At 38.3% G+C, this 17122-nt stretch carries 12 protein-coding genes; 1 reads left to right on the top strand and 11 read right to left on the bottom strand.

Annotation, left to right across the window (positions count from 1 at the left end; genetic code table 11):
- Positions 1-216: 216 nt before the first annotated feature.
- From AB3I72_RS00865 to obgE, 3 genes are all read right to left on the bottom strand, one after another.
- A complete protein-coding gene (locus AB3I72_RS00865; protein ID WP_002363934.1) occupies positions 217-1515 on the bottom strand; it encodes a PTS sugar transporter subunit IIC in 1299 nt (432 codons plus the stop codon).
- A gap of 26 nt (positions 1516-1541) precedes the next feature.
- Positions 1542-1844 carry a hypothetical protein gene (locus tag AB3I72_RS00860; protein ID WP_010817272.1) on the bottom strand — a complete coding sequence of 101 codons (303 nt, stop codon included), beginning with the start codon at positions 1842-1844 and terminating at the stop codon, positions 1542-1544.
- A 138-nt stretch (positions 1845-1982) separates the two neighbouring features.
- Entirely contained in the window at positions 1983-3299 is a 1317-nt protein-coding gene (gene obgE / locus AB3I72_RS00855) for a GTPase ObgE (RefSeq protein ID WP_002384537.1), read from the bottom strand.
- A gap of 287 nt (positions 3300-3586) precedes the next feature.
- On the opposite strand from obgE, the gene gap reads away from it, so the two are divergent.
- Positions 3587-4597 carry a type I glyceraldehyde-3-phosphate dehydrogenase gene (gene gap, locus AB3I72_RS00850; protein ID WP_002357638.1) on the top strand — a complete coding sequence of 337 codons (1011 nt, stop codon included), beginning with the start codon at positions 3587-3589 and terminating at the stop codon, positions 4595-4597.
- Positions 4598-4647: 50 nt separating this feature from the next.
- Here the strand turns inward: gap and AB3I72_RS00845 are convergent, their stop codons facing one another.
- The 8 genes from AB3I72_RS00845 to nagE form a co-directional block, all read right to left on the bottom strand.
- Positions 4648-5097, bottom strand: a complete 450-nt coding sequence (locus tag AB3I72_RS00845; RefSeq protein WP_002357640.1) for a Fur family transcriptional regulator — start codon at positions 5095-5097, stop codon at positions 4648-4650.
- A gap of 115 nt (positions 5098-5212) precedes the next feature.
- The gene (locus tag AB3I72_RS00840) at positions 5213-6094 is read right to left on the bottom strand and encodes a S1 RNA-binding domain-containing protein (protein WP_002361792.1); all 882 of its coding nucleotides are present in this window, start codon (positions 6092-6094) and stop codon (positions 5213-5215) included.
- Positions 6095-6167: 73 nt separating this feature from the next.
- A complete protein-coding gene (locus tag AB3I72_RS00835; RefSeq protein ID WP_368023413.1) occupies positions 6168-8213 on the bottom strand; it encodes a cell division site-positioning protein MapZ family protein in 2046 nt (681 codons plus the stop codon).
- Positions 8214-8364: 151 nt separating this feature from the next.
- Complete coding sequence (gene rpoD, locus AB3I72_RS00830) at positions 8365-9471, bottom strand: RNA polymerase sigma factor RpoD (protein WP_002360364.1); 1107 nt, start codon at positions 9469-9471, stop codon at positions 8365-8367.
- A 107-nt stretch (positions 9472-9578) separates the two neighbouring features.
- Positions 9579-11465 carry a DNA primase gene (dnaG, locus tag AB3I72_RS00825; protein WP_061101475.1) on the bottom strand — a complete coding sequence of 629 codons (1887 nt, stop codon included), beginning with the start codon at positions 11463-11465 and terminating at the stop codon, positions 9579-9581.
- A gap of 316 nt (positions 11466-11781) precedes the next feature.
- Positions 11782-14118 (bottom strand): cation-translocating P-type ATPase, encoded by a 2337-nt coding sequence (locus tag AB3I72_RS00820; RefSeq protein WP_061101474.1) that lies wholly within the window; start codon positions 14116-14118, stop codon positions 11782-11784.
- 128 nt (positions 14119-14246) lie between these two features.
- The gene (locus tag AB3I72_RS00815; protein WP_002357646.1) at positions 14247-14864 is read right to left on the bottom strand and encodes a lysozyme family protein; all 618 of its coding nucleotides are present in this window, start codon (positions 14862-14864) and stop codon (positions 14247-14249) included.
- A gap of 226 nt (positions 14865-15090) precedes the next feature.
- Positions 15091-17088 (bottom strand): N-acetylglucosamine-specific PTS transporter subunit IIBC, encoded by a 1998-nt coding sequence (gene nagE, locus AB3I72_RS00810; protein WP_061101472.1) that lies wholly within the window; start codon positions 17086-17088, stop codon positions 15091-15093.
- Between the last annotated feature and the right edge of the window lie 34 nt (positions 17089-17122).

Genomic DNA, 17122 nt, shown 5'->3' with positions numbered 1-17122 from the left:
CCCTTTTCTCTTTTAGTTAACAATAACTTTATTATGTTCACACAAAAGAAAACCATTTTCATTATATATATAATATTTTACACTTTTTTATGCGTTTCTTTTCTCAAAATTTTCTATACATTTCAAAAAAATTGAGAATTTTCATCACCTATAAACAAATAGGTCCAGAACAAAAGGTCATCACCTTTTGTTCTGGACACTAAACGGCTGCACTCTTTATTCTTCTATTTGTTTGCCTTGCTCTTTGGCAAGCTCATTTTTATCATAAGCTACAAAGAACGGATAGTAAATCAAGATGGCCACTAGAATTAAAACAATATTCAAAACAGCAGCACGCCAATCGCCACCTGTCGCCATAAAGGCGCCAATTGGTCCTGGTAAGGTCCAAGGTGCGGTAAAGACAACTTCACTAACTAAACCTAATTTAGTGGCAAACCAAGCAATCGTTGCTAAAACCATTGGTGCAAAGATAAAAGGAATCATTAAAATCGGATTTAAGACAATCGGTACACCGAAAATAACTGGCTCATTAATATTAAAAATAGACGGTGCTAAAATAGCTTTTCCTAGTTTTGAACCATATTCTGATTTTGCCCGAAAGGCTAATAATATAGCTAAGCCAATTGTGGCTCCAGCACCACCAATCCAAATGAACCATTGGTAAAATGGCTCTGCCGCAATCCGAGGCAATGCTTCGCCAGCTGCTTTAGCAGTCGTGTTTTCCTCTAATAGTTGTAGCCATAGAGGACGCGCCAACGATCCTACGATTGAAGCACCGTGAATCCCAAAGAACCAGAAAAATGTGGTTAAAAAGACTAACAGCAAGACACTCAATAAAGAATCTGCTGCTTGAACTAGTGGTCCTACTAAGTTCCCTACAAATGTGTGCCAATCAAAGCCTAAATAATAAGTGATTGAACCAATCAATAACATGACAATTAACGTCGGCGTCAATGATTCAAATGAACGAGCAACAGCAGGTGGAACGTTATCAGGCATTGTAATTTTGAACTTAGACTTATCTGTTACTCGATAGATTTCGACAGCAATAATTGACGTCACAATCCCGACAAACATCCCTGCACCACCCAAATTAGCCATTGGTAAAACAAACCCAGAAACGCCAGCTGCTTTACTGGCTTCTTCAGGAATCGCTACAGGTACTAATGTTAATAAAAAAGCAATCGTAGCCAAAATCCCTCCAGAGACTTGATCAAGATTATATGATTTCGCTAAACTAGCGCCAATGCCAAAAGTCGCATATAACGCCATAATGTACATTGTCATTCGGTAAGGCAGTAAGATTGTAGCAGCATTACTTGTTAAAAATTGAGTAATGCCCCAAGATTCTGGTAACGGCGGAAACGCAATAATTAGAAAAAAAGAACCGACAATAATTAAAGGTAATGTCGCAATAATTCCATCCCGCACCGCACGTAAATGGCGCTGATTGGCAATTTTAGCCATTGGTCCAGCTAGATGATTTTCAATCCAAACAGTCAGTTTATCTAACATAAATAACACTCTCCTCTGTTTTTCTCTTAAAAAATAACTCCTTTAATCAGCCATAAATAAGAGATAAGCTCTAATAAAATAAGAGAAATTAAAAACAACCAAATAAAACGCTTACAAAAACCTGTTTTCGTTTCAATAAAATAATGACTATACGCTAACGCAAAAGCAATCCCAACAGGCAAAAAAATCATGGCACCAATATTAAACGGCAGATTGAAAGTCCATAATAAAACACTCGGCAACAGGACACCACATAAGAGCCCCATACTAAAAAGAAAACCAGCACTTTTAACTGAAAACTTAGGAACAATTGCTTGATTGTTTTCCATTTCAATTTCGCTCCTTTCGTTTGTTATTTTGTTACATTTAAAATTATAAGCTATTAAAAATATTATTTCAATCTATTCGCTGATTTAATACTAATTTTAAAATAAAAAACCAGTTCACTGAGTGAACTGGTTTTATGCTTATTCGACAAATTCAAATTCAAAATTACCAATCCGAACAATGTCGCCATCTTTCGCGCCACGTGCTCGTAATGCCTCATCGACACCCATACCACGTAATTGACGTGCAAAACGCATTACTGTTTCATCATGATCGAAATTCGTCATTTCAAATAATTTTTCTAATTTTTCACCAGATAAAACCCATGAAGCATCTGGTTCACGATCAATCGTAAATTCTGGACCTTCTGGTTGGAAGCCATAACGAACGGTTTCTTCCTCTACTACTTCATCTTCATATAATGGGAATTCAGGCGTTACTTCCAACAAGTCAGCTGTTGCATTTAATAAAGGTTCAATACCTTTACGAGTAACCCCAGAGATTGGGAAAATAGGTAGCTCATCAGCATACTCATCTGTGCGTTCCTTCGCAAGTTGCTCTTTAAATTTCGCTAAATTCTCTTCTGCTTCAGGCATGTCCATTTTATTGGCAACAATAATTTGAGGTCGCTCCATCAAACGTAAATTGTGTGAAGCCAATTCTTTATTGATTGCCAAATAATCTTCATAAGGATCGCGTCCTTCCATACCACTCATATCAATGACATGTAAAATAACACGCGTCCGTTCAATGTGGCGTAAAAACTGTGTTCCTAAGCCGACACCTTGAGAAGCTCCTTCAATTAAGCCTGGCAAATCTGCTGCAGCGAAGCTTCGACCGTCACTAGTAGTCACCATCCCTAAGTTTGGAACTAACGTCGTAAAATGATAGGCACCAATTTTCGGACGAGCGGACGAGATAACAGAGAGTAACGTTGATTTCCCTACAGAAGGAAACCCAACTAAGCCAACATCTGCTAAAACTTTTAATTCTAATTCGATTTTACGTTCTTGGCCCGGTTCGCCGTTTTCGGCAATTTCTGGTGCAGGGTTTCTTGGGGAAGCAAAGCGAATATTCCCGCGACCACCGCGTCCGCCTTTTGCTACTACTAAGGTCTGACCATTCTCAATTAAATCCCCAATTAAAGCTCCAGTTTCTGCATCACGAACTGTTGTACCTGGTGGAACTTTGACAAGTAAATCTTCTGAACCACGACCGTGCATTCCTTTACTCATACCATTTTCTCCAGGTGTCGCCTTAAAATGACGATTAAACCGGAAATCCATTAATGTGCGTAATCCTTCTTCAACAACTAAAACAACGTCGCCACCGCGACCGCCATCACCACCAGCGGGACCCCCGTCTGGTACATATTTTTCTCTACGGAAAGCAACCATTCCGTCGCCGCCTTTACCAGCTTTGACATCAATCGTCACTTGATCTAAAAACATGGACATATAATTTGTCCTCCTATTCTACTTCTACTATCTTTAATCACCTCAAAAAGCATGATTCGAAAGTCTTTATTATTGTATCGGGAAAACAACCGTTTGTCTAGCAATTCTAGTTAGTTATCGTTGGAAAAAGCAAAATTTCTCATGAATCTTTCGCTTTCTTTTTGTCGCTTCGCTATCAGTCTTTTGACAAAAAAATTTTAGAGGTTCATACTATAGATAGTTGAAGAAAATCACTTTTTCAGCAAGGGTCCAAAGAAACACAAACATCTAAAGGAGGAATTTTTGTTATGACAGTCAAAGTAGGAATTAACGGTTTTGGAAGAATTGGTCGTTTAGCCTTTCGCCGAATAAAAGAAGTTTCTGATGATATTGAAGTTGTGGCAATCAATGATTTGACTAGCCCAACAATGTTGGCTCACTTATTACAATTTGACTCTACGCATGGCACCTATCCTGGCACCGTGACAGCCACTGAAAATGGCATTGTGGTTGACGGCGAAGAAACCCGTGTCTACGCAGAACCAGATGCAAGTAAAATCCCTTGGGTTAAAGAAAACGGAGTAGACATTGTCCTTGAATGTACAGGTTTTTATACCTCTGAAGAAAAAGCACAAGCTCATTTAGATGCAGGTGTGAAACGTGTGGTTATCTCTGCTCCTGCAGGCGCAATGAAAACAATCGTTTACAACGTCAATGATGATACACTTGATGCCAACGATAAAATCATTTCTGCTGGTTCATGTACGACAAACTGTCTAGCACCGATGGCTTACTTCTTAAATAATGAATTCGGTATTGAAGTTGGTACCATGACAACTGTCCATGCCTACACATCAACACAAATGCTATTAGATGGCCCTGTTCGTGGCGGAAATCTTCGTGCGGCACGCTCTGCTGCAGACAATACTATTCCCCATTCAACTGGTGCTGCTAAAGCAATTGGCTTAGTTATTCCAGAACTTAATGGAAAATTACAAGGCCATGCCCAACGTGTTCCCGTTGTGGATGGATCCTTAACAGAATTAGTTAGCATTTTAAAAACAAAAGTAACAGCTGATCAAGTAAATGAAGCAATGAAAAAACACACCATTGATAACCCTTCTTTCGGTTATGATGATCGTGAAATTGTTTCTGGAGACATAATCGGCACGACAGAAGGTTCGATTTTTGACCCAACGCAAACAGAAGTAACGACAGCTGGCGATTTCCAATTAGTGAAAACTGTGGCTTGGTATGACAATGAATATGGTTTTACTTGCCAAATGATTCGCTTATTGGAAAAATTTGCTAATTTATAATGCCAATAAATAAAAAACTGCCTTGCATAAATTAATGCAAGGCAGTTTTTTTAATGTTTACTTTGACAACTTTGACAAATACCATGAAAAGTTAAGCGATGATCTTTGACTAAAAAATGATACCGACTTTCAACAATTTGCTCTACTTCACCAAGCAAGTCTTCTTCCACTTCCTCAATTGTGCCACATTCTAAGCATAACAAATGGTGGTGAAAGTGTTTGGCGCCTTCTTTTCTTAAATCATAGCGAGCTAAACCATCGTTAAAGCTCACTTTATCAACGACTTTTAAGTCTGTTAAAATTTCTAGCGTTCGATAGACTGTTGCTAGACCAATTTCCGGACTTTTTTGTTTTACCAAGAAGTAAATTTCTTCTGCTGATAAATGATCTTTTTCATTTTCCAATAATACAAGTACGGTTGCTTCCCGTTGTGGTGTTAATTTAAAGCCTGATTCATGTAATTGTTTTTTTGTCTTTTTTAAAGCAGCAGTCGAATCCATTATTACAGCTCCTTGTTTAGAATGATTACAAATTAAGAAACTTAATTTATCAATCAAATTAAAATAATTATAAAAGAAATAACTGTAATTTGCAAGATATTCTCAATTAGCTACCTTAATTTTTTTCTTTTGATTGTTCCAACGAGCCAATTAGAATTGTTTTACCATCTTCTTGTTTAATTAATTTTTGTTTCATTAAATGGCCTAAGGCGCGTTTAAATTGAGCTTTACTAATGCCAAAGGTTTGTTTAATTTCATCAGGGCTTGATTTATCGGTGAAAGGAATTTGGTGATCGTTTGCTCTTTCTAAGAAAGTTAGAATCATTAACGCATCATCGCTGATTACTTCATGACTTCTTGGTTTTAATGAAAGATTCAATACGCCGTCTGGCCGCACGCCAATCACACGTCCCACTACTTTTTCACCTAAACGTGGTTCCTGGAATCGTTCAGAAGGATGGATAAATCCAATGTATAAATCATCAGTTAAAATATACGTTCCTGCAAGTTTCAGACGATACACATGCCCAGTTAAGTTTTGGTTTTGCATTTCAGCATTCCCGCGTTTTGCCATTGCCTTAAAGACTTTTTCATCTGCTAATTCGCCCCAAATGCGGTCTTTACTGTCCACTTTTAAAGTAACCATTACTCGGTCTTCTTTTTTAGGCCAAAGTTCCCGCATGGTTGGTAATTCATCCAACGAAATAACAACATCTTTATCTGGTAAGCCAACATCCACAAAAACACCTAAATCACGTCTCGTTCCTGTGACAGTACCAAAGCCATAGCTACCAATGCGCACAGTAGGAATTGTAGTTGTCAGTGCTGGCTCTTGTTTTTGATTTAAATAACCAAAGCCTTCTACAGCCTCCCCTATAGCATGCGTACCTTCTTCTTTTTTTAAACGGAATGTGATGCCATTTTTTTGAACAAAATAAAATTGTTCATTTTCATCGACCACAATGCCGGTAAATGTTGTTGCTAGTAATTCTCTCATTTATCATTAACTCCTCAAGGAAAATCAATCGAACAAAAGATTTCTGCTTTTGTTCGATTGTTTCTATTTTCTTTTATTGCCCTGCATTACGAGAAGCGTTCCCTTTGAACCAACCTGTTTTAGCATTGATTGTAACTAAATACATGTGAACATTTTTCTCTGTAGTGCCTTCTAATAATTTTGATTGATTGTTTGTTGCATAAAGATTGTAGTAACCTTCGCCATTCACAATTTTGGCAGGTTCTAAAGAATATCCGCCAGGAACCACATAGCCACGAGCAATCACTGTGTCTAAGACTTTTTCTTTCACACCTGGTGCCCATGTCCACGCTGGATTGCTACTATCAGCGATATCGGCAGCATCTGGCGCATAAAGCGGACTAGTGTAAACCCCGTCACTATTCGGCGCCGTGTAGCCATTCGCTTCTGTTTTTGCTGTTTCTTCCTTCTTAGCGTTCTCTTTTTTCGCGGCAGCAGCTTGTTTCGCTTGTTCTTCTGCTTGTTTTGCTTGCTCTGCGGCAGCTTGTTCTTCTGCAATTCTTTTCTGTTCTTCTTCAACCTTGGTTAACGCTTGGTCAGCTGTCGTGACTTGTTTGACCAATTCTTTTTTCAGCTTATCACTTGTTACTTTATCTACTTCTGCCTTAGCAGCTTGATACGTGTCTCGATTCAGCTGATTGGTAGTTTTTCCATCTTTATAAATGACCTCAACCGCTTTTTTAGCTTTTTGTAATTGGTTGTATTGTTGGTTCGCTTGATCGATTGCTTGGTTCATCAATTGGTCAAATGGATCATTTCCTGTTAATTTCTTTACGGAAATTGGTTGATCAGCCGCTAGAATCGCCGGTTTCAACTCATTGCCATTGACAATCGGCGCCTCAAATAATTGGTTGATTTGTTGAATGGTTTGTTGCTTCTCTTTCAATGTTTGAATTTGTTTATTTAATTGAGAATACTCTTCTGAATCTTTAATTTCCGCGACTTGTTTTGAGAGTTTTTCTGGACTAACAGTCACCATATCTGGTTTAATAAAAACTTGCTCCTTCGTGGTATAAAAGGCTGCTAGTTCATCTTTCAGCGTATCTGTTTTCTTGGTTAGTGCCGCCGCCTCTTGCGCGGCAGCTTTTTGCGTTTGATCATGATACGCCCAAGCACTACCTCCAGCTAATAAAACAACCGCAAGCGCAACGAAAGCCACTTTTTTTGATGGTTTCTTCGGAGCAGGCGCTGGTTGAGCATTCCCGGTTTCATTCATCGGTGGTATCACACCTGAATCTGAAACTTTTTCCTCGGTTGCATCAGCGTCGCTCGGTGCCTCTAGCGACGCTGCACTTGTTAACCCTTCTTCAGAATCTGAAATGGATTCAGTTGGTGTTTCGGCTTGGGTTAATACTGCCTCACCGCTGTTTTCTAACTCTTGGGTCTCTGCTGTTTCTTCTGATGGATTTTCAGACATTTCTGTATCTGCTCGATGCGCTTGAATATAAGCTTGCAAAGTTTCGTTTGGTGTTACATCTTGATCTTCTATCGGTGGTTGTGAAAAAATTTCTTCTTCAGAAGTAGTAGAGATAACTTCAGTTCCTGAAATCTCTGTTAAAGCTTCCTCTTCTGACTTCACCGTCTCAGATACCTCAGCTGTTTCTGCTTCAACAGTAGTTGTTTCTTCTGTTGTTTCTTCTAAATTAACTGCTTCGTCCGTTGCTAGTTTTTCTTCTGTTGAATGAGTAGGCGTCGCTTCTGTCGCTGGTATCGTTTCCTCCACCGAATCATGAGTCTCCTCACTAGCCCCTTCTTGAAGCGCTGCTTCTGAATCAGAGCCTATTAAGTTATCTTCTATCGACTCTTCTTTTTTGTCATCATTACTTTCTTCTTCTGGTGATTCGCCAAACAGTTCCATCACATGGCCTAAGCTCATATCTTTTAACTCAGACCATTCAATATTCTCATTTAATTGATCTTCGTGTTGTTCATTTTCCTGTGTTTCAAAATCTATATTTGTTGAAGTCGTTTCCACTTCTTCTTTATCAACTGTTGTGTCAGTTAGTGAATAGCCACATGTTGGGCAGGTCGTTAATTCTGCATCGAATTCGTTCCCGCACTTCGGACATTTTTTTGTCATTCTTCCGCCTCACATTCTGCTAATATTCCATTACTTCTAATTTACCACAACTTGCGCCTTCTTCCAATAACTAGCAATGACATTTAGAGACTTTTTAAAAAACAAAAGCGGCTCTTCTCGCATGCACGAAAAGAGCCGCTAAACGGTATGTTTATTCTAAAAAGTCTTTTAATTGTTTTGAACGAGAAGGATGTCTTAGTTTTCTTAACGCTTTTGCTTCAATTTGACGAATACGTTCGCGAGTGACACCGAAAACTTTTCCGACTTCTTCTAGCGTACGTGTCCGACCATCATCTAAACCAAAACGTAAACGTAAAACATTTTCTTCACGGTCTGTTAAAGTATCCAGAACATCTTCTAGTTGTTCTTTTAACAATTCGTAAGCTGCATGTTCAGCAGGACTTGTAGCATCTTGGTCTTCAATGAAATCACCTAAATGTGAATCATCTTCTTCACCAATTGGTGTTTCTAAAGAGACTGGCTCTTGTGCGATTTTTAGGATTTCACGAACTTTTTCTGTTGGTAAATCCATTTCCGCACCAATTTCTTCTGGCGTTGGTTCTCTACCTAAATCTTGCAATAGTTGGCGTTGAATCCGAATCAATTTATTGATTGTTTCAACCATGTGAACAGGAATTCGAATCGTTCTAGCTTGGTCCGCAATTGCCCGCGTAATCGCTTGACGAATCCACCAAGTAGCATACGTAGAGAATTTGAATCCTTTACGGTAGTCAAATTTTTCAACAGCTTTCATTAAGCCCATATTACCTTCTTGAATTAAATCCAAGAATTGCATACCACGACCTACATATCGTTTGGCAATTGAAACAACCAAACGTAAGTTAGCTTCTGCTAAACGTTGTTTTGCTTCTTGATCGCCTTCTTCAATTTTAAGTGCCAATTCAACTTCTTCTGCGGCAGTTAATAATTGAACGCGCCCAATTTCTTTTAGGTACATACGCACGGGATCATTAATTTTAACACCTGTTGGCGCAGATAAGTCTTCTGCTTGGGCCTTTTCCGCTTCTTTTTCATCTTTTTTTAAGCTATGTTCACTTGGGTCTCCATTTTCATCGACCACGCTGATACCAGCATCTTCAACTTTTTGGATCAATTTTTCCATAGCTTCTGCATCCAAAGTATACGGTGTGGCTAATTGATTCGCTAAATCATCATAAACCACTGTTCCTTTAGGCTTGTTTTCTTTGATAAATGCTGCCACTGCAGCTTCATATTTTTTACTTGTTTCTTTTTCCATGAAAGAAGGCCCCCTTCATTTTTCGGTTCACGCTTGAAATAACTGATAAATCACTGGGACTTATCAAAATAAAATGAACAAAACGCTTAGTTCTATTCATTTATTGCTTAAGTAAATGTTCGTTGAGCTTTAAGCTGTCGAGCCAATTGGATAATCTCCATTGTTAATTCGGCTTCAAGCTGTTGGTTGCCCACTCGTTTTGCTTCTTGCTGTTGAATCTTTTTCTGCTCAATTGCCTCTGCAATACTTGATAAGGCAATTACATGTAATAAATCGGCAACTTCTCGCTCAGAGCTTTCTTCCGATAAATTCTGATATGCAATTTCAATTGCTAATTGTTTGGTTTGATTATCTTGCAAGAAATTAATAAAATCGGCAATGTCGAAACTTTGATGCAATGTCGCATAACTTTCTAGCAAGAAATATAATTCTTGGTATTCATCATGAGCGAACGAAAAATCTGGCAATTGTTGAACGGTTTGCCGTACTCCTTGTTCATTCATTAAACGAAATAATAAAGAACGTTCTGCTTTTTGAACTTGGGTTAACGGTAACTTGTTTTGGACGTGATTCTCTTCAAAAACAGGTTCTTCTATTGGTGGTGGCATCATTTCATCTTGATAAAATTGTTGCCTTTCTTGCCGTTGGACTGAACGTTGCTCTTGCTTCAATTGATTGAATTGTTCTTCTAAACTATGAACAGAAAGTTGAAATTCCTGAGCAATTTGGTTTAAATAACGATCACGTTCCAAGGGAGATTGAACATTGGTTAACTCCCGTAACAATTCGTTCACATAATCCAATTGTTCTTTTTCGTTATTCATGTTTCTAGTTAACCGATGATAATTCATTTTAAAACTAAAAACTGTTTCTCGGCCATGATTGGCTAAATTTTGAAAAGCTTCTGCGCCATATTTCCGCACATATTCATCAGGATCCAGCTTTTCAGGGATGCTGACAATACTCAAGTCAAAATGACTGTTTTCTTGCAATAATTGAATCGCACGGTTTGTGGCTTGAACACCGGCATTATCGCCATCGTAACAAATAACTACTTCCTTAGCGACCCGTTCCAAACGCCGAATTTGTTCATTGGTCAAACTAGTCCCCATTGAAGCCACACCACTTTTTACACCTGATTGCCAAGCAGCGATAACATCCATGAATCCTTCAAAAAGCAAGACTGTATTTTCTTTACGAATTTCTTTTCTGGCTTTATCAAAGTTAAACAGCGTTTCTCGCTTATTAAAAAGTGTTGTTTCAGGACTATTCAAGTATTTAGGCATCTCATCCCCTGGAAAATCAGCTGTTTTTAACAAGCGACCAGAAAAGGCGATGACATTGCCTTGGGGATCATTAATTGGAAATATGATTCGTTGATAGAAACGATCCAAAAACGTACCGTTATCTCTTTGGACAAACAGACCAGAAGGCTCAAAAAGCGTTTCATCCAGTTGTTCATTTTTAAAAACTTGACTTAAGAAATCACGTTTTTGCGGCGCAAATCCAATTTGAAAGGTCTCAATTAGTTCTTGTGTTAACCCCCGCTCTAATAAATAGTTTAATGCGGGTTCGCCAATTTTAGTATTCACTAAAATATGATGGTAAAGTTCTGCGGCTTTACTATGCAGTTGTAACAAACTCCGTCTTTGTTGGTTTTCTGGGGTATCCGCTACTTCACGCGGCTCTGACCAATCAAAGTCCACAGATAAATGTTCCAAATCTGCAACACGTTTCACGGATTCTGGAAAACTAATGCCTTCAATTTCTTGCAAGAAATTAAAAACAGTTCCACCTTTCCCGCAGCCAAAACAGTGAAAAATTTGTTTGTCTTCTGCTACTGAAAATGAAGGGGAACGTTCTTCGTGAAACGGACATAAACCCATATAATTTTTACCGGATTTTTTTAACTGGACATACTGCCCAATAATATCTACTATATTCGTTCGGTGACGAACTTCCTCAATGACTTCCTGAGGAATGCGTTGTGCCATTGTCCTCACCTCCTAAGAATAGCATTGTGCTAACTCATGTGATTGACCGTTTAAAAAACGCACTGTCATTTCAGTGCGAATTCCAATGGACACATTTACACATGATTTATTGTATCACATAATCTCTGTTTTTCAAGTATCTTGTTTCAACTCAACAAAAAAAGAAAGTATCTAGGACAAAAGTCATCCTGACTCCTGCCCCAGACACTAACTCTTAAAATAATCAATTAAACATCAAACTTGCTCCGACTCCCTTCAAGATTTAAAGAAGAACTGCATTTCTGGAGACGAATGCTTTTAACTCAACCTCTGTTTTTTATAAATCTTTAATTGTTTTTCCAGCACGTTTCATTTGTACGAAACCAATTGCTACACGCACCACAATATTAATGGCCATCATAATAAAGAAGAGACCCATTGTTTGCGAAGTTAAGAAACCAATTTCTAAAATGTTGTGGAATAACATAGCTGCTACATAAATACCAATAATGGTACTGAAAACCAAGAAAATGCGTAATGGATTGAAAGGCAGACATGCTCGAACAACAGCCATACAGCTAATTCCAACTAATAAATAATACATTAACGTCGTGGTGTCTAAAGAAGAAAATCCTTGATTTTGTCCAATCAGATAAACAGCAATGATATTCACTACAACTAAAAGCGCATTAACAGACGCATTTTTCAAAGCCGTTGGTAAAAACTTCCCGACAACTTTTCGTTTGTCCCCTTCGAAAGATAAGAAGAAAGCAGGATACCCTTCAATTGCTAAATCAATCAAGGTCACTTGAATCGGAATGAACGGGAACGCAATGGCCGTTAAGGCACAAATGATTGAGAGAATAAACGAATAAATCGTTTTAATGAAGAAAACGCTGGAAACTCGAGTTACATTATTTACCACACGCCGTCCTTCAAACAAGACATCTGGTAACGTTGTAAAATCAGAATCTAGTAAAACTAGATTAGAAATTTGCCGAGTAGCGCCATCTCCTTCTGCCATAGCGATACTACAATCCGCTTCTCGTAACGCCAAAACATCGTTGACGCCATCGCCGGTCATCGCCACCACATGCTCTGTGTCTTTCAACTCACGTACAATGGTTCGTTTTTGCTGAGGAGATACACGTCCGAACACTGTGTATTGCTGAACTGCTTCACGCACTTCTGCTTCTGTCGTTTTGGTCGACAAATCAACATAAGACTCATAACCAGGTAGCCCAGCACGACGAGCAATATTTGAAACAGTCACCGGATTATCGCCAGAAATTACTTTTAAGTCGATTCCTTCTTCTTTTAGATAAGCCAGTGTTTCTTTGGCATTTTGGCGAATTGGATCATCAATTTCTAGAATTGCTAACGGCTCTAAATAAGGCATTTTGGTTTCGTTTAACGGTTGTTGCTCCGCAATAGCTAACATCAAGACGCGATACCCATTCTCTTGTGCTGTAAAAACAGCTTCTGGCAACCGACTATCGTCTACCAAACGCTCAGGAGCCCCTAAATAAACTGTCCCAATTTCTGGAAATTCAATAGCTCCCCATTTTCGTTCAGAAGAAAAAGCCAAGACTTCTTTTGCGCCAAATCGATTGGATACTTCATAGTGATCACGAATTGCTTGCATTGTAATATTATTATCCGTACTTTCAGATAGGTAGCTTCCGATAATCTGCGGGAAAAGTTCTTCATATTTGTCATGCAAGATAATCGCCTTTTGCACTTTCATTTTACCTTCTGTAATCGTTCCAGTTTTATCTAAACACAAAGTGTCCACATGGGCCAATGTTTCAATTGAGTACATGTCTTGTACTAGAATACGTTTTTTGGCTAACTTAATGACACCTGTTGTCAGCGCAATACTAATTAATAGTACTAATCCTTTTGGTAACATCCCTAACAAAGCAGCTGCAGAAGCAACAACAGATGTTTTAATGCCAGCATCTCTTAACCAAAAAGCTTCAACAAATAAAATAATCCCCAGAGGAATAATCACCCAACTTGTAAATTTAGAGACTTTACGAATCGAATTGACTAACTCTGATTGAATTGGTTTATGCACTTTGGCTTCTTGGGTGATTTTCACAGCATAGTTTTCGGCACCAACGTGGATAACACGGGCATAGGCTTGTCCGCTAACAATGAAACTTCCAGAAAGCAAGGTATCGCCGATTTCCTTTTCAATTAAATCTGATTCACCTGTTAACAACGCTTCGTTCGCTTCGACTTTACCGTCAATAACTTCCATATCAGAAGGAACTTGTTCCCCTGCAGAGATAACAACAATATCTTCCATAACTAGTTCTTTTGTATCAATTTCTTGTTGTACGCCATTTCGAACAACATGAACATTTTCTTTTGCCACAATAGATAATTTTTGAACTAAATTACGGGCATGAATTTCTTGGAAAATCCCGATTGACATGTTCACAATAATAATCGCTAAGAAAGCCAGATTGGAATACGCTCCGACAAATAGTAAACAAACAGCGATTGCAAAGTTTAAAAAGTTGAATAACGTCATGACGTTATCAAAAATAATATCTTTTGTAGATTTTGCTACATTTTCCTCATAATTATTTTGAAGGCCTAACTCTTTCTGCTTGGCAACTTCTTCTGTACTTAACCCTTTTTTCAGGTCGACTTTATTCAACATCCAGCTCTTTCCCTACCTTTTCAATTAATCAGTTACATCCCTTCTAGTTTACTTGCATTTTCATGAAACTGCAAGAAAAGCCTAAAAAATTCCTATAAGTTGAAAGAATTCTTTAGACTTTTCTCGTTTTAATTTAACTTTTCAATAAACCAACGATTCATTTTGACAATTTCCGCATAGAACATATTGCCACCATTTTGATAAAGGTAACCACCATTGTAAACTAACGCTTGCCAACGATAATAACGATATTTCGTATTTTGGTCATTCCCTAGCAACGGTGAAAGGACTTCTCTTGAATATTCTTCTGCTAACTCTGTCGTGTGTTTCCCGCCGCGTTCTTTAACAAACTGAATATAATCCAGTCCATAATTATATGCTTGTACGCCTGTCCACTCATCACAGCCAGCTTCTTTTGCTTTCGCTAACGCTTCCGCGAGAAATTTTACGCCATGTGCGATACTTTCCTCTGGTGTTTCAATCACTTCTTGTTGTCCATAAACACTTTCACTGCTCTGCATAATATCGCCAGATTTCCCTTTAGATTCTGTATAGATAATCGCTAAAGCTAATGTTTTGTATTCAGGTATTTTATTTTTTTTGACTTCTGCTTCTACTTGTTTTTCAAAGGTCATTACCGTTTCAACATTTTGATGTATTTTATAGCCAAGATAGCCAAGACCAGCAACTAAACCAACAAACAAAAGTAGCATGATTTTATAAATTATTTTTCTTACTCTACGCATCGAATCATCCAAACTTTTTCTTTTAAGATACGTTCTATGTTACTTGAAATAACTGAAAAAAGCGAAGTTTTTGTTACTTCTTTAGTTTTATTTAATAAAAGTAACTTTTTTGTGAACAAACCGTAACTTCGCAAGATTGAACGTTTTCACCTAGAATAGAATAACAAGTAATTTTATCGAATTTCATCAAAAAAAGGGCTGCCTTACGGCTAGCCCTTTTTTACTTTTATTTTACGGTAACATTCCCGATTACATCATTTATTGAAGTCGTTTGACCTGCTTTTTGTAAATCGTATTGAGCAACGATATCTTGATTTGTGAAAACAACAATTAAATCTGATTTTTTGCCAGCTTGTTCTAATGCGGCTAAATCAATGGTTGCAATTTTATCGCCTTGTTTTACAACTTGGCCTTCTTCAACATGTAATGTAAATGGTCCACCTTGTAACTCAACAGTATCTAGACCCATGTGTAATAATACTTCAATGCCTGAATCTGTTTGGATACCTAACGCATGCTTTGTTGGGAAAATGCTAGTAATTTTACCAGCAACGGGTGTTGAAACTTCGCCGTCTGTTGGCACGACAGCAAAACCGTCACCCATCATTTTTGCTGAGAAAACATCATCTGGTACTTCAGAAATAGGAATAACTTTCCCATTCGCTACAGAATATAATTCAGTTTCTTTCGTTGAAACTGGCGCTTTTTCTTCAACAACTGGTTTAGAAACAGGTGTTTCTTTGACTGGTGTTGTTGGTGCTTGGTGGTTATATAATCGTTGCATTTCATCAGCAACAAATTGTACTTCCGTACCAACGATCACTTGGATATTGGTGTCATCAATGACTTTCACACCAGGAACCCCAGTTGCTTTAATTTTTGCTTGATCCACTTTGCCTGTATCTTTCACTGTTAAGCGTAAACGAGTTGTACAGTTATCAATAGAAGTTACATTGGCATCAGCGCCTAAACCATCATAAATACGACGAGCTAGAGAAGCAAATTTGTTGTCACCTTCTGCAACATCTGGCGTTTCTTCGCCATCGCCTTCTTCACGTCCTGGTGTCATTAAGTTAAACTTAGTGATTGCAAAACGGAAACCGAAGTAGTAAATTGCTGCAAAGACAAGTCCTTGAACCACCAACATCATTGGATGATTCGCGACTGGGTTTTTCAAACTTAAGAAGAAGTCTACAAAACCTGCACTAAAGGCAAAGCCAGCTGTCCAATGCATAAACGCAGCGAATGCTAAAGAAATACCTGTAAAGACTGCATGTAAAACATATAAAGGCCAAGCAACGAACATAAATGAGAATTCTAAAGGTTCAGTAACGCCTGTAAAGAAAGCCGCAAAACCAGCAGCTAACATTAATGAAGCTGTAACTTTTTTCTTCTCAGGACGTGCACATTGATAAATAGCAAACGCGCCTGCTGGTAACCCGAACATCATTACTGGGAAGAAACCAGCTTGATACATCCCTGTTTGCCCTACAATTGCTTTACCAGTATCTAACGCTTGTTGACCAGCTAAAAAGTTCCCAATATCATTGATACCAGCAACATCAAACCAGAAAACAGAATTCAAGGCATGGTGTAAGCCTGTTGGAATTAATAGTCGGTTAAAGAAACCATACAAGCCAGCTCCTACGAAACCTAAGCTAGAGATTCCTTTACCAAAAGCAACTAATCCGTTATAAACAACTGGCCAGAAGAAGAATAAGACAGCTGAGATTGCTAACATCGAAATAGCTGACATAATAGGAACTAAACGTTTTCCACTAAAGAATGATAAAGCCATTGGCAATTTCACACCAGAGAAACGATTATACATTGCCGCAGCAACTAAACCAGCGACAATCCCGACAAAGACATTGTTGTCCATGCTGTTGAAGGCTGGGTTTACTTCAGCAATATCCTTGAAGCCTTTAATGGCTTGGATAGAAGCAGGCGCTAAAACAGTTTTTGGCACTAAATAAGCGACTAAACCAGCTAATGCTGCCGATCCATCTTTATCTTTTGACATTCCTAACGCCAAACCAACCGCAAATAATAATGCTAAGTTGTTTAAGATAGCCAAACCACCATTCATTAGAAAAGTTGTGGCTGGACTAGCGCCGATTGTTCCCACGATCCAGTTAGCAATACCGACTAATAAAGAAGCCGCCGGTAATACAGCAACTGGTAACATTAACGAACGTCCCATTCTTTGCATATACGCTTTCATTATACGTAACTCCTCACATACACTATTTAATTTT

This window comes from Enterococcus sp. GC34, assembly GCF_040886645.1.
Taxonomy (GTDB): domain Bacteria; phylum Bacillota; class Bacilli; order Lactobacillales; family Enterococcaceae; genus Enterococcus; species Enterococcus faecalis.
This window is presented reverse-complemented; position numbering and strand designations above follow the sequence as displayed.

Excerpts from the sequence above, each read along its gene's own strand:
- AB3I72_RS00865 (WP_002363934.1), bottom strand. The coding sequence starts at position 1,515 with ATGTTAGATAAACTGACTGTTTGGATTGAAAATCATCTAGCTGGACCA.
- AB3I72_RS00860 (WP_010817272.1), bottom strand. The coding sequence starts at position 1,844 with ATGGAAAACAATCAAGCAATTGTTCCTAAGTTTTCAGTTAAAAGTGCT.
- obgE (WP_002384537.1), bottom strand. The coding sequence starts at position 3,299 with ATGTCCATGTTTTTAGATCAAGTGACGATTGATGTCAAAGCTGGTAAA.
- gap (WP_002357638.1), top strand. The coding sequence starts at position 3,587 with ATGACAGTCAAAGTAGGAATTAACGGTTTTGGAAGAATTGGTCGTTTA.
- AB3I72_RS00845 (WP_002357640.1), bottom strand. The coding sequence starts at position 5,097 with ATGGATTCGACTGCTGCTTTAAAAAAGACAAAAAAACAATTACATGAA.
- AB3I72_RS00840 (WP_002361792.1), bottom strand. The coding sequence starts at position 6,094 with ATGAGAGAATTACTAGCAACAACATTTACCGGCATTGTGGTCGATGAA.
- AB3I72_RS00835 (WP_368023413.1), bottom strand. The coding sequence starts at position 8,213 with ATGACAAAAAAATGTCCGAAGTGCGGGAACGAATTCGATGCAGAATTA.
- rpoD (WP_002360364.1), bottom strand. The coding sequence starts at position 9,471 with ATGGAAAAAGAAACAAGTAAAAAATATGAAGCTGCAGTGGCAGCATTT.
- dnaG (WP_061101475.1), bottom strand. The coding sequence starts at position 11,465 with ATGGCACAACGCATTCCTCAGGAAGTCATTGAGGAAGTTCGTCACCGA.
- AB3I72_RS00820 (WP_061101474.1), bottom strand. The coding sequence starts at position 14,118 with ATGTTGAATAAAGTCGACCTGAAAAAAGGGTTAAGTACAGAAGAAGTT.
- AB3I72_RS00815 (WP_002357646.1), bottom strand. The coding sequence starts at position 14,864 with ATGCGTAGAGTAAGAAAAATAATTTATAAAATCATGCTACTTTTGTTT.
- nagE (WP_061101472.1), bottom strand. The coding sequence starts at position 17,088 with ATGAAAGCGTATATGCAAAGAATGGGACGTTCGTTAATGTTACCAGTT.